This window comes from Wolbachia endosymbiont (group B) of Pilophorus perplexus (assembly GCF_964028155.1).
GTDB lineage: Bacteria > Pseudomonadota > Alphaproteobacteria > Rickettsiales > Anaplasmataceae > Wolbachia.
Window position 1 is genome coordinate 923,747 of the sequence record NZ_OZ034754.1, and the last position, 16,001, is coordinate 939,747.

17 protein-coding genes are annotated in these 16,001 nt (G+C 35.3%); all 17 read right to left on the minus strand.

Annotated elements, in window-relative coordinates:
- Positions 1-95 precede the first annotated feature (95 nt).
- Positions 96-1,010, minus strand: coding sequence for a patatin-like phospholipase family protein (locus ABWU28_RS04615; RefSeq protein ID WP_264376469.1), 915 nt, complete (start codon positions 1,008-1,010; stop codon positions 96-98).
- Positions 1,011-1,018: 8 nt separating this feature from the next.
- Entirely contained in the window at positions 1,019-1,234 is a 216-nt protein-coding gene (locus tag ABWU28_RS04620; RefSeq protein WP_006015629.1) for a hypothetical protein, read from the minus strand.
- A gap of 67 nt (positions 1,235-1,301) precedes the next feature.
- Positions 1,302-1,847 carry an ankyrin repeat domain-containing protein gene (locus ABWU28_RS04625; protein ID WP_214303457.1) on the minus strand — a complete coding sequence of 182 codons (546 nt, stop codon included), beginning with the start codon at positions 1,845-1,847 and terminating at the stop codon, positions 1,302-1,304.
- Between the two features lie 58 nt (positions 1,848-1,905).
- A complete protein-coding gene (locus tag ABWU28_RS04630; protein WP_265022328.1) occupies positions 1,906-2,871 on the minus strand; it encodes a phage late control D family protein in 966 nt (321 codons plus the stop codon).
- Positions 2,868-3,047 (minus strand): tail protein X, encoded by a 180-nt coding sequence (locus ABWU28_RS04635; protein ID WP_264685729.1) that lies wholly within the window; start codon positions 3,045-3,047, stop codon positions 2,868-2,870. The genes ABWU28_RS04630 and ABWU28_RS04635 overlap by 4 nt, the downstream gene beginning before the upstream one ends.
- A gap of 26 nt (positions 3,048-3,073) precedes the next feature.
- Positions 3,074-3,421 (minus strand): phage tail protein, encoded by a 348-nt coding sequence (locus tag ABWU28_RS04640; RefSeq protein ID WP_226079687.1) that lies wholly within the window; start codon positions 3,419-3,421, stop codon positions 3,074-3,076.
- The gene (locus ABWU28_RS04645) at positions 3,421-5,712 is read right to left on the minus strand and encodes a phage tail tape measure protein (RefSeq protein ID WP_353275017.1); all 2,292 of its coding nucleotides are present in this window, start codon (positions 5,710-5,712) and stop codon (positions 3,421-3,423) included. Before ABWU28_RS04645 ends, ABWU28_RS04640 begins: the two co-directional genes overlap by 1 nt.
- Before the next feature lie 109 nt (positions 5,713-5,821).
- Positions 5,822-6,079 carry a phage tail assembly protein gene (locus tag ABWU28_RS04650; protein ID WP_264376465.1) on the minus strand — a complete coding sequence of 86 codons (258 nt, stop codon included), beginning with the start codon at positions 6,077-6,079 and terminating at the stop codon, positions 5,822-5,824.
- Between the two features lie 46 nt (positions 6,080-6,125).
- Positions 6,126-6,632 carry a phage major tail tube protein gene (locus tag ABWU28_RS04655; RefSeq protein WP_208571690.1) on the minus strand — a complete coding sequence of 169 codons (507 nt, stop codon included), beginning with the start codon at positions 6,630-6,632 and terminating at the stop codon, positions 6,126-6,128.
- A 15-nt stretch (positions 6,633-6,647) separates the two neighbouring features.
- On the minus strand, positions 6,648-7,832 hold the full coding sequence (locus tag ABWU28_RS04660; RefSeq protein ID WP_265022329.1) for a phage tail sheath subtilisin-like domain-containing protein: 1,185 nt from the start codon (positions 7,830-7,832) through the stop codon (positions 6,648-6,650).
- The gene (locus tag ABWU28_RS04665) at positions 7,825-8,385 is read right to left on the minus strand and encodes a hypothetical protein (RefSeq protein WP_353275020.1); all 561 of its coding nucleotides are present in this window, start codon (positions 8,383-8,385) and stop codon (positions 7,825-7,827) included. Before ABWU28_RS04665 ends, ABWU28_RS04660 begins: the two co-directional genes overlap by 8 nt.
- A 10-nt stretch (positions 8,386-8,395) precedes the next feature.
- On the minus strand, positions 8,396-9,826 hold the full coding sequence (locus tag ABWU28_RS04670; protein ID WP_353275022.1) for a hypothetical protein: 1,431 nt from the start codon (positions 9,824-9,826) through the stop codon (positions 8,396-8,398).
- Positions 9,823-10,017, minus strand: a complete 195-nt coding sequence (locus ABWU28_RS04675) for a hypothetical protein (protein WP_114517444.1) — start codon at positions 10,015-10,017, stop codon at positions 9,823-9,825. Before ABWU28_RS04675 ends, ABWU28_RS04670 begins: the two co-directional genes overlap by 4 nt.
- A complete protein-coding gene (locus ABWU28_RS04680; protein WP_265022332.1) occupies positions 10,017-11,201 on the minus strand; it encodes a hypothetical protein in 1,185 nt (394 codons plus the stop codon). The genes ABWU28_RS04675 and ABWU28_RS04680 overlap by 1 nt, the downstream gene beginning before the upstream one ends.
- 11 nt (positions 11,202-11,212) lie before the next feature.
- Positions 11,213-13,162 carry a DUF4815 domain-containing protein gene (locus tag ABWU28_RS04685; protein WP_265022333.1) on the minus strand — a complete coding sequence of 650 codons (1,950 nt, stop codon included), beginning with the start codon at positions 13,160-13,162 and terminating at the stop codon, positions 11,213-11,215.
- Between the two features lie 6 nt (positions 13,163-13,168).
- The gene (locus ABWU28_RS04690; protein ID WP_265022334.1) at positions 13,169-13,852 is read right to left on the minus strand and encodes a hypothetical protein; all 684 of its coding nucleotides are present in this window, start codon (positions 13,850-13,852) and stop codon (positions 13,169-13,171) included.
- Positions 13,853-13,939: 87 nt separating this feature from the next.
- Positions 13,940-16,000, minus strand: coding sequence for an AAA family ATPase (locus ABWU28_RS04695; protein WP_353275025.1), 2,061 nt, complete (start codon positions 15,998-16,000; stop codon positions 13,940-13,942).
- Between the last annotated feature and the right edge of the window lies 1 nt (position 16,001).

Here is a 16,001-nt window from a genome sequence, read left to right on the forward strand (position 1 = left end):
ATGTGTTTAAGATATAAGTAAAGTTAGTTAATGATTTAACCAGCAGAATTTGCTAACCAACTTTTTTGGCTCAGTTGAATTTTGCTTGGTATAAATTAAGATATGAAATCGCAAAGTTTATCTATTAATTTCTGATTGTCCTCTATCATTGCCTTTGCCTCTTGTTGAAGAGATTTGATATTTTTTGATGTAATGTTATCCATGTCAGCCGACGCTAGCTTCAATTGCGATTGTATTCTTACGTATCTATTGCCTATTACTTGATTCATCTGATAATTTACGCAGTCCAATCCAGAGGCAAACATCACATTTAACAAAGGTTTTATCCAGCCTATTTTTCCAAATCTCTTTGAATTGGCATACTCTATGCTTCTATCTGTTCTTCCAGTACCTATCGATAACAGTAGAATATCATCATTTGGAAATAACCTCTTACCACTTGCATATGCACAAGACGCTGGATTATTAGCAAAAACCCCTCCATCCACTAATACTCTATCTATCTGGTCAATTTTTAGATGTTTTGGTATGAAATAAGTAGGTGCAGCCGTTGCAGCTCTGAGTGCATCTTTCAGCTTAATATTACCTTCTTTCCAGTTTTTAAAGAAAAATGGACGATTATTGTGAATATCATAACTTGTTATCAGTACCTTACTTAATGTGTTTTTTAGAATATCCTCTCCAAAATATTTATCCAGTACAAATTCAATATTTTTATGTGGGTATTGTGTGCAATTAAACCAAGATAATATTGATCGCCTAAAGAATGAAGACTTAAAAATATATGGTCCATATTCCCGATAGAACTCGACTAAATCATTAGCAGAATATTGAGGTTTATCTTTTTTACATAATCCAGCAATAACAATTCCACCAGTTGAGGTTCCTGCCATTAAGTGAAAGATTTCAGCTACCCTCTTTCTTGTTCTTTTTTCTATTTCTGCTAGAATAATGGCTGGTATTATGCCCCTTATGCCTCCGCCGTCAACTGAAAGGATGTATTTTGCCACTGTGAAATTTATTTGTGTTTTTGCTCAAGCTCATTAACTTCTTCAATGAGGTTTTTTACCCGCTCCTCAAGGCGATAAACTGTTTCCATTAGTTCGTGATTTCGTTCTATAAATTGATCATGAATTTGTACTTTTAAATCAAGCTTAGCGAGCCACCAAATTGTTGCTATGGTCTGTATTACTATCGTTACTATTACTGTGATTGGGATTTTTTGCTTTTTCATGTGAAAATATTAACTTGTTATGGATAGTTTTAGAAGTTTATATACAGATTATAGAAAACTTACAGCTTTAGTGATTTCTTTCTATTGATTTGTATCGATCCTCTGCTTCTGCAAGTAGCTTTATTATTTCTCTGTAAGGTTTATCTTTGTTGTGCCTTGATGCCATTACAGCTATTCTTCTAGGGCTTTTTCCATTGCTATCCTTTATGTTAGGATTCGCTCCTTTTTCTAATAGAAACTCAACGATTTCTAAATAGCCTTGATCTGCAGCAGAATGTAGCGCTGTCCATTTAAATTTATTAGTAGCATTAATATCAATACCATCTTCTACTAAAAACCTTACGATTTCTAAACATCCTTCTCCTGCAACATAACGTAATGATTTTTCACCAATACTTATATTATCTTTTATCAAGGATTTCACAGTTTCCAAGTCACAGTTCTTAGCTGCGATTTCTAATGTGGCGCTGTAACTCTCATCTCCTTTTTTAAACAAGGAAAAATATATAACCACAATACACACCGTTAGCACTATAAGAAAAATTAATCCATCAAATTCTCCTTGACGTATAATTGAATTTTTATGAAAAAGCCTTCTTACATTTCTGCTCATGTAGTACTGCAATAATTATACCCATCTAGAATTAAATAATCATTTGCTTAAGTTTCACTTAAACAGCTTTGCTCACTGTTGCCTCTACTATAGTTTGATATCCCCTATTATTGAGAATATGTTCTGCCTTGCTAATTATCCATTCACCTTCAATTTCCTGACAAAATCCTGAAAGGCTGATCTTAGCTTCTGCAAATAATTCTGGATTACCAGGAACAGTTACATTTAAGTTTGATGTACTACGTTTTAGTTGTCTTAACTTAGCTGCTGCTGCACTAATTGCTGATTCTGCGGTAGAGTAAAGCGTTTGCAGGGTATAACTTGGACCCTCATTTCCCACTTTCTCTTCTATAGTTTCTCCCTTTTCATAACTGTGCCATTTTGCAATAACAGATCCATATTTGTTACGCACATTAAAATTTACCTCCCAATTTATAACATCTTTAGGTGTAAGTACTGTTGTGCCTAACATCTTTCCAGTTGCTGATCTTGCTTCTCCCTTTGGAATAAAAATTATATATCCTCCTGCTGGTTTTACTAGTGCATCATATTTTTTCCCTAACCCTTCCAAAAAACTCATGTCGCTTTCATCTGCTTGAATGATATGTGGTATAAATATATTTTCAAATCTTTCAGCGACTTTACCTTCATACCCATGCTTTTGTGCTATTTCTTTAATTAAATCTCCTAAGGTAATGTCCTTCCATTCCTTTGATTTTCTTTCCTTTAATGATCCTCTTAAACTTGCAGCATCACATTTTATTCTTAAAGTTTGTGGTGGACTTTGTATTGTAATTTGATTTGCCTTATATACTCCCATAGGTAGTAAACCTGTTTCTTTATATCCGAGAAAAATTTGTAAATTACCCTTAAGTTCTAAAGCGCTAGAGCTATAACTAATATATATCTCGGCTTCGTCACTTGTAGTACCGGATCCATCAGTTACACGTAGTGATATTAAACTCTTTTTTAAAACCTCTGTTACTGGGTTATTTTTTGCTACTATATCAAAATCTGGTGTCATTCATCTAAAATATTTATAACAGATTCTTTCAATATTCTCTGAATTTTAGGAAGCTTAATTTTTAATCCAGCGGGCAAAAAACTTCCATGTTCTACAAGTCCTGGATTTTCAAGCAATACTTCCTCCACTGCTCCACTACTGTATCCATAATGTTTCCAGCAAATTTCATCTAACATTTCGTTTTCTTTAGTGTAATAATAAATCACTTGCTGTAACTTTTTAACTTCAAAATAAACTCAACTTTTCTTGGTTTTCCATCAGGAAAAAATAATATCTGTTTTTCTTCTACATTAGTAGTGACAAAATTTCCAAGCACATTTCCTGAATTATCAACTAGAACGTGTGGTTCTTGAGTATCACGTATATTTTTTAGCTGTTCTAAGCCATTACTCTGATAATGTGGATAAATCACTCCTGTCAAATCAATACATTCAATTCCTGAGCCAATGTTTTGTAGCGACGTTTTTTCAATACATTCAATTGTATACCACCTTTCTTCTTTAATGTATCTTAGGCTTGTTAGTTCAAGCTTACATTTCCCAAGCAACATTAATGCAACTCTTCAACTATATCAAAAAGTGCTCCACGTGCTTGTTCTCTAAACCTTTCTATTACTGCATCAGCAACACTGCGCACATCTTCAGACTTAATGTTGATATTAAACGTTTGATAGAATGCTTGGTTATATACTTTCGATTCCCTATTTTCATATCTACTTTTCTTGAATGCTTTCTCAACTTCTTCTTGTTCTATAGCTCTTTTTTCTTCTATAACACTTTTAATTTTAAAATTCTCAAAATTGCTTTTGCTATTTTCTGAAAATTGTTTAATAGCACTATTATTTGTCAATGAGGTTCCGTTACTGAAAATGCTATTTTTAGAAAGCTCATTAACAACATTTCCATTATTTTCAAATTTTCTAATCGGACTATTCTCAGCAAATATACTACTTACTGTATTTCCCATCCATGAAAAAGCTTCTCCTATAGGTTTAATGAGTGATTTCCAAAAGCTAGAGAAAAAGTCTTTCACTTTTTGCCAGTTAGTGATAACAAGAGCTGCACCAGTGACAAGACTTGCTACTAAAAGTCCAATCGGGTTACTCATTACAGCAAACGTTATTGCTCTTAGTCCTGTTATTACTGCAGGAAAAACTGTAGCTGATAAAAATGAAAATACTCCAAGTAGGTTTGCTTTCAGACCAAAAATCGTACTTCCTAGCAATGTAAATCCGTATCCTAGTCCTACTGCTGCAATTTTTAAACTTATCAAAGCTGCTAAAGTACTCATGATTGCCGTAGTTAAAGTTGGATGTTTTTCTGCAAAAGAAGCTATACGCTCTGTTATTGCTTTCAAACTTCCAGCTACATAATTTAAAGTAGGCAACATCACTGACCCTAGATTCATGCCAGCTTCAAATACTGCATTTTTAAGTAATTGTAATTTATTAGCTGTAGTGTTTGCCCGATTGTTAAATTCGTCCTGCATTGAAGCGTTATATTTTTCTTTATCAGCTAAATGTTCAATAGCTTTCTTGTAAATGTCTAAGCTTCCTACTAAAAGAGCAATGTCATCTTGAAACCCAGCACCAAATAGATTCATAAGAATACCGGCACGCTCTTGATCATCTATTTCTTTTAAAGTTTCAAGAAATTGCAATATTGCCTCTTGAGGATTTTTTTTAATGGTTTGTTCAAGCTCTTCTATACTTGTTCCCATCTCATCTAATGCATCATGAAATTCAGGACTTTGCTCTCTTGCAGTCTGTAGTTTACTAAGAAAGTTATTTATAGCAGTTGCTGCTTTTTCAGGTTGTTTACCTAAGCTTATGAACGCACTTGCTAAGCTACTTGCTTGATCAATTTCTAAACCAAACTGTTTAGCATTACCACCAATTCTATTCAGTGTAAGAACCATTTCCTTAGCTTTGGCAGCAGTATTATCTGAAAGATGGTTTATTATGTTACCTACATTTTCCATACCATCAACTTTAATTCCATAGACATTGGATATTTTCGCAATAGCATTACCAGCTTCTTCTGAAGACATGTCAAACGCTGTGGTCATTTTAGCAACTACTGTTGTAAACTTCATAAAATCATCTTTGTCAATACCAAGTTGACCACCACTTGCAGCTATTTGTGCTAATTCTGCAGCTGACAAGGGTATTTCACGAGATAATTTCTTTAATTCTTTAGCAAACTTTGATGCTTCATCTTTAGTATCATTTTGCACAAATTTTACTACTTTTTTTACATCAGCCATAGCACTTTCAAAATCAATCGCAACCTTGATCGGAGCTGCAAGCGAAAGACCTAGTCCAATAGTCTCTATAATTTGTGACTTAAAATGTGCTTTGCTTGCTAAAAAACTTTGGTGATTACGTATTGCAGACCCAAGCTTACCATACTTACCTTTTAGCGCTTCAACAGATGAGCCAAGTTTATATTGATTACTTACTAATGACTTAATATTTCTTCCACTTTTTCTTACTTCTTCATTAAATGAATGCAAAGCATCTCTCTTTTTCAAATATGCTTCTTTTGCTTTTGTTGCAGAAAACTTAGCTTTATCAAACTCAGCTTTTAAAGTTTTGCTTGGTTTCTCTATTGCTTTCATTTGTTTAGCTAAAGATTTTACCTGATCTTCAAAGCCCTTCCACGACCTCCTGCTAGTCAAAACATCACTACCCAACTGCTTAAACTTTGATACTGATTTTAAAGATGAATCAAGCTTTCTTATATTCTCACCAAGATAAGTAAGTTGATTACTACTGCCCTTTATTACAGTATTAAAACTGCCATCAAGTACCGCACCTATTTTTATCGATAATACTGACATTTGAACTTCCTAGCTAATTTGCTCCATAAAATAAACTCACTAATCTCCATATCAAGAATGTGCTCAACTCCACCACCTATGATAGAGCCAAGTACTAGTATTTCTAATCTCAAGTTTTTTGGATAATCGGTGAAAAAAAATCCTTTAATACCTCTTGCACTTTCACATAATCAGCAATATCCAACTCTTCAATTGCTTCTTTTGCAACTGATGTCAGGTTGGCAGTCAAAGTTACTTCCTTACTTAGATCACTACCATTAAGTCTCTCAATAGCTAGATAATCTCTAACTTTTGGACGTCTAATGGTAAGCTCTGAGATAGAAATACCATCAACTGTTATTGGATTATCAAGTTTTACTGTTGTCATACTTTCTCCTAAAAAATAAAATTCTAAAATCTTTTTAAAACTAAACCTAAATACCTAAAACCGTTTGCAGCAAGGCCATTTGATCAACACCGTTAATCTTACGGATCATGTTCTCAGCATCGATTTCTATTAATTCATTACCACCGATAGTAAGTTTATAGTAATGGGCAGCTACAGTACACTTCAGCGTTGCTTTTTCAGCAGGTTTCCAGCTACCAAAATCAAATTCTTTGAATATGCCCCTTAAATTGATTATTACTCCTTCAATATCATTGCTACCACTTCCTTGCATTCCTCCACGGAGCGTTAAAGATACTGAATTTCCATCTATCAAGCCAAAAAGTCTAAATAGTTCTGAATCATACTCAGCGAAAGTAAAGTCTGCTTCAAGCTTTTCCATGCCCATGTCAATATTTATTGGGATATCCATACCACCAGCACGATATTCTTCGGTTTTTATGGTGAGCTTTGGTAACGTTATCTCATCAATTTTTCCTGCATAACCCCGACCATCTACGAATACATTAAAATTCTTTAAAATCTTCGGTAACATCTCTTTCTCCCATTTTTATAATATTGTACCACTCACAAGATGTGACCTGAAAGTAATCTGTTCTGCTGGATATGGTGGTGTAAATTCGAAATCAAAATATACTTTCCCGCTTGCAATATTTGCCGGTGTATTGAGTTCAGGTGTTGCATAACATTTTCCGCTAATAATAGCTCCTTGTGCTTTTAAATTGGCCAAATAAGAATTCACCCCCTCAATTACATCATCTATATAAGTTTTGGTAATATTTCGATCAACTGCCCAGAGATGAGCTCGAAGTAAACTATCATTGATTAAATCTGCAGTCCTTCTCACTGATAAAAAAGCCCATTTTGAGTCATTTGAACATGTTCTATTGCCCCAAAGCCTATAGCCATTTTGATGAATTATCGTTGTTACTTCATTTTCATTCAAGTGGTTTGCTCTACAATTTGTATTACCGAGCGTAAAATCAATAGGCCTGCTTGTTCCAACAATACCATTTATCTCTTTGTTTGAAGGTGAATGCCAAAATCCTTGCTCACTATCTACTTTCGCTATTAAACCAGCTACAAATGGGCTTGCTGGCAAAATTTCTTCTTTTCCTTCAATAAATACCTTAACCCAAGGATCAACTACGTAAACTCTTGAGCTGCCTACACTTTTTCTCCATTTGATTGCTTCTTCATCAACAGTATTTGGTCCGTCTGCAACAATAATTGCTCTTAATTTTTCTGCTATGGAAATTAAAGCACTCACTACTGGATTTACTCCATCTATTTCAGGTAACTGATGAGTAAACTGAGGTGCAATTAATATTCTTGGAGCAACATGAACTATGCTTTCACTGCTGAGAAATGCCTCAATTCCCTGATATTCTCCGGTTTCTTTATCAACACCGCCAATTATATTCTTCAGCGTCTCTTCTTCTTTTAATTTTGGATCGCTGTTTTCACTCTCTTCAACTCTAATTACTATAACTGTTACACCAATCTGGGAAAATATTCCATTTACTGCAGAAGGTAAACTTCCACTCTTTCCGAGCTTTACTGCTTCCTTTAAGCTTCCTGCAACTAACACTGGTTTATTTAGCGGAAATTTTTGCTCATCTGCTTCAGGTGCAGTACCAATTACACCTATCACTGATGATTTAGCTGTACGTACTGCTTTGGCCCCTGAGGTTACCTCAATAACATTTACTCCGTGCAAAAATTCTTCAGCCATTTCTTTGCATCTTTTGTTTAAAATCGTTTAGTAAGTTCTCTAGCTCTCGTTCACTCTTGGCTTCTTCAATTTTCCTCTTCGCCATGTCTTCCAACTCCTCGCATTTCACTATCGCTTTTACTGCTTTTTTCACTTTTTCCTCGATTATCCTTGCCATTTCAGTAACTGTAATACCACGTACTTTTGCTAATGGCTCTATAATTTCTGCATCTTTTTCGTCTATAGATTCTGGTGCTGCTAGAATGTTTTCTGCGGCTTTTGCTTGTATTTCGTACGACTTAAGCTTCTGATGAGAATATCCTGCGTATTGGTGAGTATAGTTATTATAATAAGTACGGAGACTAGAAAGTGCAGAAAGTTTTGCATTTTCCAATAATTCCAGCTCAATATCTTCCTTATTCCTTTCAACAATTTTCTCCCCTTCTGTTAGACAATAGCTTTTTTGCCAATCAAAATCTTCTGGTGCTTCATACCAATCATTTCCAGTTGGCTTGTTTTCAAGTGTTGTTGTTTCAATCTGCTTGTGGTTTTCAAAACGTATATAAATAGTCATAAATTCCTCCTCATTGCCATATTTGATTAGTTCGTTCTAATCCTGGACATTGCCAAGCTTTTAGCGTTCTCTCCACATCTACTTCAAGTCCTGTAGTTAGAACATTGCTACGTATGTTATAAATCCCCCACTGAATAAATTGACCATAGTTATGTACATAATTTGATGCAAGCATACCTTGACTAACTTGTGTCCTGGAATACAGGTAAGATGATGTGTAAAGTAATATTGCAACTGTTTTTCCTGCTGGAATCTCCACATTACCAGATCCAGCTAACTTGCTATCAGAACTCGTGTATTGGTAAACATTTTTCCATATTATTCTTGAAATACTTGATTTATTAGAATTGGTATTATCTGGTGTTCCCACAAATAATCCTGCTCCCCCATACTCCGTACTCGAATACGATGATCCAACAAATTCTATTGTCTTATTTATGTTCACATTGGTTGTATTTTTTACAAATACTACTCCAAGTGCAGCATACGGATAATAGTATATCTCATCATAACTACCAGAAAAACTTTTTGTGCATAACTCTCCGTAAATAAATGTTCCTTTACTTCCCTCTATAAAACTGAGTTGTCTTGGCCGATAAAAACTAACGTAATCTGTATTGTACGTATGGCTACCTGCTAGTAGTTGTAACATATAGTCAGTTTTTGTTATATCACTACTCCACTTTCCAAGCTCTGTCGTAAAAGTTCCGTGGCCAAAGTAATTATTTTTTCTGCCAAGTACACCAAATAAGAAAGGTAATGACCCTGATTCAACCATATTGCGCTTTCTTATTTCATTTATAAGAGACGCTTTTAACTGTTCATCCCGAGTTTTTACCTCATTAGAGATGTTTTTAATTCGAGTTTCTATTTCTCCTATAATTGATGAGCCAGGTGGTACATTATTAACAGCACGAAAATCTTCTACTAAACCTTTAAGACCATCTTTATGACTATTACTAATGCTATTTATTGCTGCAATATTGGCATTCTTTCTCGTATCAAGTAGCGATAAATTTGTTGTTCCTTTTTCATCAATTCTCTTTAATAACTGCTTCTCTGATTCAGAGATCACTGCTAAAGAACTAGCTTTTTTATTATCCAGATCAGTTAAGTGTTTTTTTGCACTATCAAGAAGCTCTTTTAGCTTACCATCAGTCATCTGTACAATTTCAGAAACTGCACTTTTGTCGACTATTGATTCCAATGCTTTAGCAAGATATGCTAATTGATCTGGTGTACTGTTTGCTGCTAAATCCCTAAGCCTTTCTTGTAGTGCATCAATTATTTCTTTTACTTTAGTCATTTGCGCAATATCAGAAATAGCTTTTTTATCTGCTATCAATTCCAGCGATTTTGCAAGATATGCCAGTTGATCAGCTGTGCTACTTACTGCTAAATCCTTTATCCTTTGATGTAACGCTTCTATTGCTTCTTTCATTCCCAAAAATTCAAAAAAGTTTCAAATCTAAATCGTTTAAAATTATTTTTTAGTTGATTATGCTCATCTTCTCTTTCGGTAATATCTTCATCTATTTTTTCTATAGCTCTTCGAATACGTACCACATCTTGAACTGCAATATTTTCTGGATGAGGCAGTGGATATCCTCGTTTGGTTTGGTCAACAGTCATTATGTGACAATCACTCTGAGATTTTTTACCTTAGGGCGATAAACAACTGTTCCACTTAAAACTAATTTTACCCTAGTCTCATTGCCATTAAAATTTGATAGTACATGAGTTCTCTCCACCCAATTTTCCCCAATTGGTTTTCCTGATGTTAAATTTACTAATTGCCAATCCACATTTTTTTGCACATATGCTTTTACATCTGCAGTGCCAGGTATTAGCGCATCATACGTTATGGTAATTTTAGTGTTAGCTCCTGCTGTAATACTTCTTGTAACATAATCTCCAGACTCTGAAAGATTACCTAGAACTAGCTGTAACCCAGGATATAGCACTGGACTTTTTTCTTTTGACCCTTTTAAATTTGCCTTTACTGTTAACTCTCCAGATAGTCTTTCACGCAGCGCGAGCGGCAAGTTATCAGATAGAAAATTTTCTTTTCCTTCTTCATCTGTCAGAATAAATTCTACATTGGTATCAAATGCTACTTTTTCGACGTTCGTCAAAACAATTAAATCTGATACGTTATTTGCAGTAACTTTACCAAGATCAATAACGTGAGAATTTTCAGTGAACTTCGTTGCTAAAAGCCTAAAAGTTAGATCTAAATTTTGATGTGGTGTCCAAGTACTTGCGTTGCTAGATGAAAGTAATACTCCTACTTGATATGGCTGACTTGTTACCCAACGGCTATTTACTGCATCATATTTGCCAAGTTCTGCTATTTTGACTGCAGTACCAGGATCATCAGTAAGCAGTACTATTGCATACTCCTCTCCTGCATGGCAAAACACTGGTGACCACTTTATACGTGTTGCTGTGCCATCTATCTTTATATCTTTTGGCTCAATATAGCTTTCAGCAATGACAGTTTGTGAGGGCATTCCCACTGCTGTTTCTCTAATCTGCACAGCAACACGTTTTTTGCCTCTATTTATAAACCATAACTCTAGACCTCCTATGTGCCTGCTTTCATTTAGAGTAAATGTTTGCGCTAAAGGATCAACTCGTCTTGCTGAGATCACTCTTCTTCTTTCTTCTATGGTAATTGTTTTTTTACCAGTATAAGTTGCCTCTCCATAGCTTCCTTTATCCCCATAAAACTGTACTAATTTAGTACCTGCTGGAATATTTGCTGGGATTTTTATCTTTCCCTTTAATTTTCCCTGGTTGTTGGCTGTGAGCATATTTTTACCTCTTACGCAGTAGGCTGAATGAAGATACCATCGAACTTCACCTCCTTGAGCTTTTCATTTGGCTCAAAGCCTTCGATCTCAAAATTCTGTACTGCTTCTCGCATAAATTCAGTTTCATAAGAATTACTTGACAATAGCTCTGTTGTTTCTCTAGTATTAAACACTCTAGTTACTGGACTTTTCCAATTCGTGGTAACCTCTGTCCAGTGGTCAATGTTTTTATTTAGAGTAATTTGCGCCGGGACTGGATCAAAAGCTTGATATGGATTGATCTTTTCTCCTTTGGTCTGTAAAAGCTGCTCCAGTACCGGTTCAAGTTTATAAGGCAAAAGATATCTTTCCCCACCTTTTTCAATATCTGCAACTTCTACATCTATTGGCAGAACTAGCTCTCTATTTACTATTGCTGCAGACTGTGAAATTCCTTGATCACGCATATCATCATCAAAGAACGAATCAACAAATACTCCTTTTTTGGTAGTAGGTTCTCTTGAATTTGCATCATTGCGTAGACGTTCATAGGCAACCAGAGCATAAAGATCATTAATTCCTTTTTTCATTGCTTCAAGCTCATTCATCGGTACAGCATGAATAGCATTATTCACTATTTTTACCCCTTCTTTTTCTCCGTTTTTCCACGTCTGATGAATGTAGCAGAGCAAAAGTTGTCCAGAGGGCGCTTTAGGCATTGATGGTCGCCAAGGGTGAGCTATACCTTTTATTCTCCTTACTACTCCTTTGCTATCGATAGTAATTAAATCATAGCGGGGCATTTTCCAGGTGTAATCAACCAGAACCAAGCTGTTATCAACGGCACCTCTTACTTTACATCCCTCTTCACTTATATCTTCAGGGCTTACATGAGTACGACAGCGGTAAGTTATTTGATAACTACTTCCAGGAGCTGGCTCTTTACCAGGTAATGACCAATCAACGTTTCCTGCGTTTAATTTGTAATCTATACTATTTTCATAAATAACATTGCCTTGTTTAATTTGAATAATTTCAAGTACTGCAGAGTCAGGTATTGGATCAACAGCTCCTGAGTATGAACCATGAGTAACGGTAATGGTTTTTTGAACAGTTATATCTACTTTTTTAATTTCACTTATTGGAAAATCATTAACTTTAAGTTCCATTACTCTTTGGCTATTTGGCTGAAAAGTATGTGGTTCTGATTCAACTGACTTTATATCTGGATCTTCATCAAAAGAAACACGAATACTGTGAGGAAGTTCAATCTCATAACCATCAACATGAGCTTTGCCCTCATTAATCACAAATATTTCTTTTTTACCCTTTTTTACCCCTTCTTCTCCCTTTTCTTCTTTGTGGAGGAACATCACTTCTAGCCCATTTACGACGTAGGAACCATTTGCTTCTTTGTCATAGCGAGCAAGCGCAGTAGTTACTATATTTGCCTGTGGTGGCGGTGAATGTTCTATCAATACTCCATTTTCAATGTTATAAATTGGATAAAATTCTCCTGAAGCATTAGTAGTCACACCCTCAGATTGATAACCCCAAATGGTGGAAACTTTAAGCCTTGCAGCTCCTACTTCCTGATAGTTTCTTGTACCAACTGCAGGATCACGAAGATTTTCGTCCTCAAGTTCTGTAATCGTAGATTCTAGATAATAAACACCTATACGCACTGTGGTACTCAGTGGAATAATAAATTCTTCTTTTTCGACTTTTCTAACTGCACCACGCAGATAGATTTTTCCTCCTTCAAGTGTAACTTTACCAGTTTCTCTATCTATAATACAATTGCTTCCTGTTATAACATCACCATCACGAAATATTGCATCACCTATACCTTTAAGCTTAGAAAGAGCATACTCCTGAGTTTCATTTAATTCTGCAGACTGTAAACCTCTTCCTGCAAGAAATAAGCTTTTCTCATATTCTTTGTCAGGATTAAAGCGGTTATAATAACTATTTAAGGTCATTTTGTTTCAAAAAGTTACAACAAATGAAAAAGTTTCCCGAGTTGCAGATGTTCTGATAAGTGGTACGGTATGTTCTAAAACTAACAAAATTCCAGGATTTTCCACGTCTTTTGGCTCGAAATATCTCTGTCCTTCAGGTAATCCTTCTTTTATTTTAGTACCAACCATAACACCAATCTCTCTGATGACCTGATTTGCAGCATTAGTAAAATCAAAAGTGCATTTGAGATATAAATTATTAGTTGGTACATTTGATGGCTTAAACCGTCCTGAGGGAGTAATTAGTTCTCCATTTTCATCACCTGTGCAGAAAAGTACCTCATCAACAACGCGACGTCCAACTTCCTTTAATAATTTTGTAGAAGTAATGAGCTCTGGCGGTGTACTCTGAGTGTATTCTACAGTTACTATGCTATTTGCTGCAATAGAGCTATTTTCAAGGCATTTAATCATTCCAGTATTGCTATCAACTAAATAGTCAACACTTGGCTGATAAATTGTTTCTCCTGTAAAAACCTTGACATTCTTAACTGGAGAGTGATCAAGCATTATTTCACCATTGGTAAAAGTTTTTTCTACTCTATGGCTACTTTCCCAATTTGCATCACCACTGCCCCAAGCAAGATGTAAGGGTTGTTCTTTTATGCTTGCTGCTATTGCTGCTCTTCCTGATTGTGTGAGAATTGACATAAAACTTTCTCCCTATATTATATATACACCGTCACTTCAAAATTCGTCCGCAAAAATCAAAATATTTTTTATATCAGCTAGATTTCTTTAAGAGCATAGCTCAGCTCCACAGTTAAATTTTCCAATACCACGAGCAAATGGTCCAGTAGGAATATCAAGCCATTTATCTTCTTTTGAACCAGCAGCCATTCCCTTAACTAGCTTTCGTGCTTGTAATAGCTCTTGCACTATACGTTCTATTCTATCTCTTCCTATACTGTGAAACTCTTCAGGCAATCTGTGCCTTTGTTTATACACTCCTGTATTTCCCGTATGAGTAAATGGATGTCCTGAAATTGCTGCTCGTGTAATTGCGTTTATAAGATGCTGCTTTAAGTCTTTTTCGTTCATGTTTTTAATTCTTAATCTTTCGGTTATATCTTCTAATAACCCTGTTTCTTCATTTCTTAAATAGGTGCGTACAGTTCGGTCAGCTAAACCATTTGCCTTAACAACTGCTCCATAAAATAATGCATTCTGCCTTGCAGCTTCTCCTATTGATTTGAAAATTACTAGTTTAGCTGTATCTTCCACAGACCAAAAAGCATATGAACACCTAACACCATTAACAAGAGCAGATGTACCACGAATTGCATCACGTGCTTGCTCAGCAGTCGATATAGGTTTTTCACTTTTTGGCTTTCTCATATGATGGGCAGTAATTATTGCTGCTCCTGTGCTGCCTGCTAAATCAGATAATAAAGACATAAGATAATCACCTACGGCTGGGTCAGTATTTAAGTCAGCGTGCACAAATGAAGCAAGTGGATCAAATATGATTAATTTTAAGTCTTTTATCTTATGAAGTTGTTTTGTTATAGATTCAAATTCAGGAGAAATCTCTATAATTTTACTCGAAATACTCTTTATTATAGTAAGTGATCCACTAACATTTGGTAATGGTACAATAAAGAGTCTATCCTTATATTTTAATCTCTCGCATTGCGAATCAAGGCGATCTAAACGACGATGTATTTCACTCATATCATCTTCTGCAGAAAAAATTACAACTGATCCGTGTTCAGTAACCATAGGACCAAACCCACATGGCTGATCTTTTCTACTCGCAACTTTCAGTGCTAAATCAAGCAGAAGCATTCCTTTACCAGTATCTCCCATTGCAGCTAAAATAGATGTGACACCTAAAGGAAATAAACCTTCAACAAGGAATTTCTGCTCTGGTACTGGGCCTATAAAACGTTCCACACTCCATTCTTGAATATTAAGCAGTTGCTTAACGATGATTTTTTTCGAGTTATTTTCAATGAATTCAGCAATATTTATCTTTTCTGCTATACCATCAGCTGAATCCCATCCTTTTGGTTTATTGTCAGGTATTTCAAGAAAAGCAAGTGATAAAACACCAAGACAAGTAAGCTTTTTCACCACTTTTTCAGCGTATTGTTTACCTGGCTCATCATTATCTGGCCAAATAATAACATGCTTACCTTTAAGTGGTGACCAGTCTGTTTTTTCTACTGGTGCATTTGCCCCTGACATTGCAGTTGTGGCAGCAATACCTTGCTCTATTAGCGCATCTGCACACTTTTCCCCTTCAACTAAAATCATCTTATCAGATTTCATGATACCTGGAATATTGTATAAAGGTCTGATCTCTGGTACAGTAAAACTAGATTTTTTAACGTCAAAAGGCAGATATCGCTTTTCTGAAGCAGTATCATAACGGTAAACTCTAGCAATAACCTGATTATTTTCATCGTAATAATTCCAAGATGCAGTTGGATGTCCTAGCATAGTTCTTGAATAACCAAGCCACTTAGCAATATCTTCTATCGTGTCAGTAAATTGACTTTTTCCATTTACAGCAGCCCAAAGATCAAATATATCTCCCCCTTCTCCTGTTGCAAAATCGTGCCAGACTCCTGCTTTACTGCCAGATAGCTCTACTACTAAACTCTTTCCTCTATTACCTTGTACATCACCTACATAAAACTTATCACCACGAAAAACTCCTCTTGGCAGTAAATAAGAAAGACAAGATCTAATGCTTAGTAAAAGTTGATCTTTTATTCGTTCCTTTTCTATCGATAATGTATAATTACTATTTCTTTGTGGAGTTGCTGTATTAAAATCACAATATATATTCATA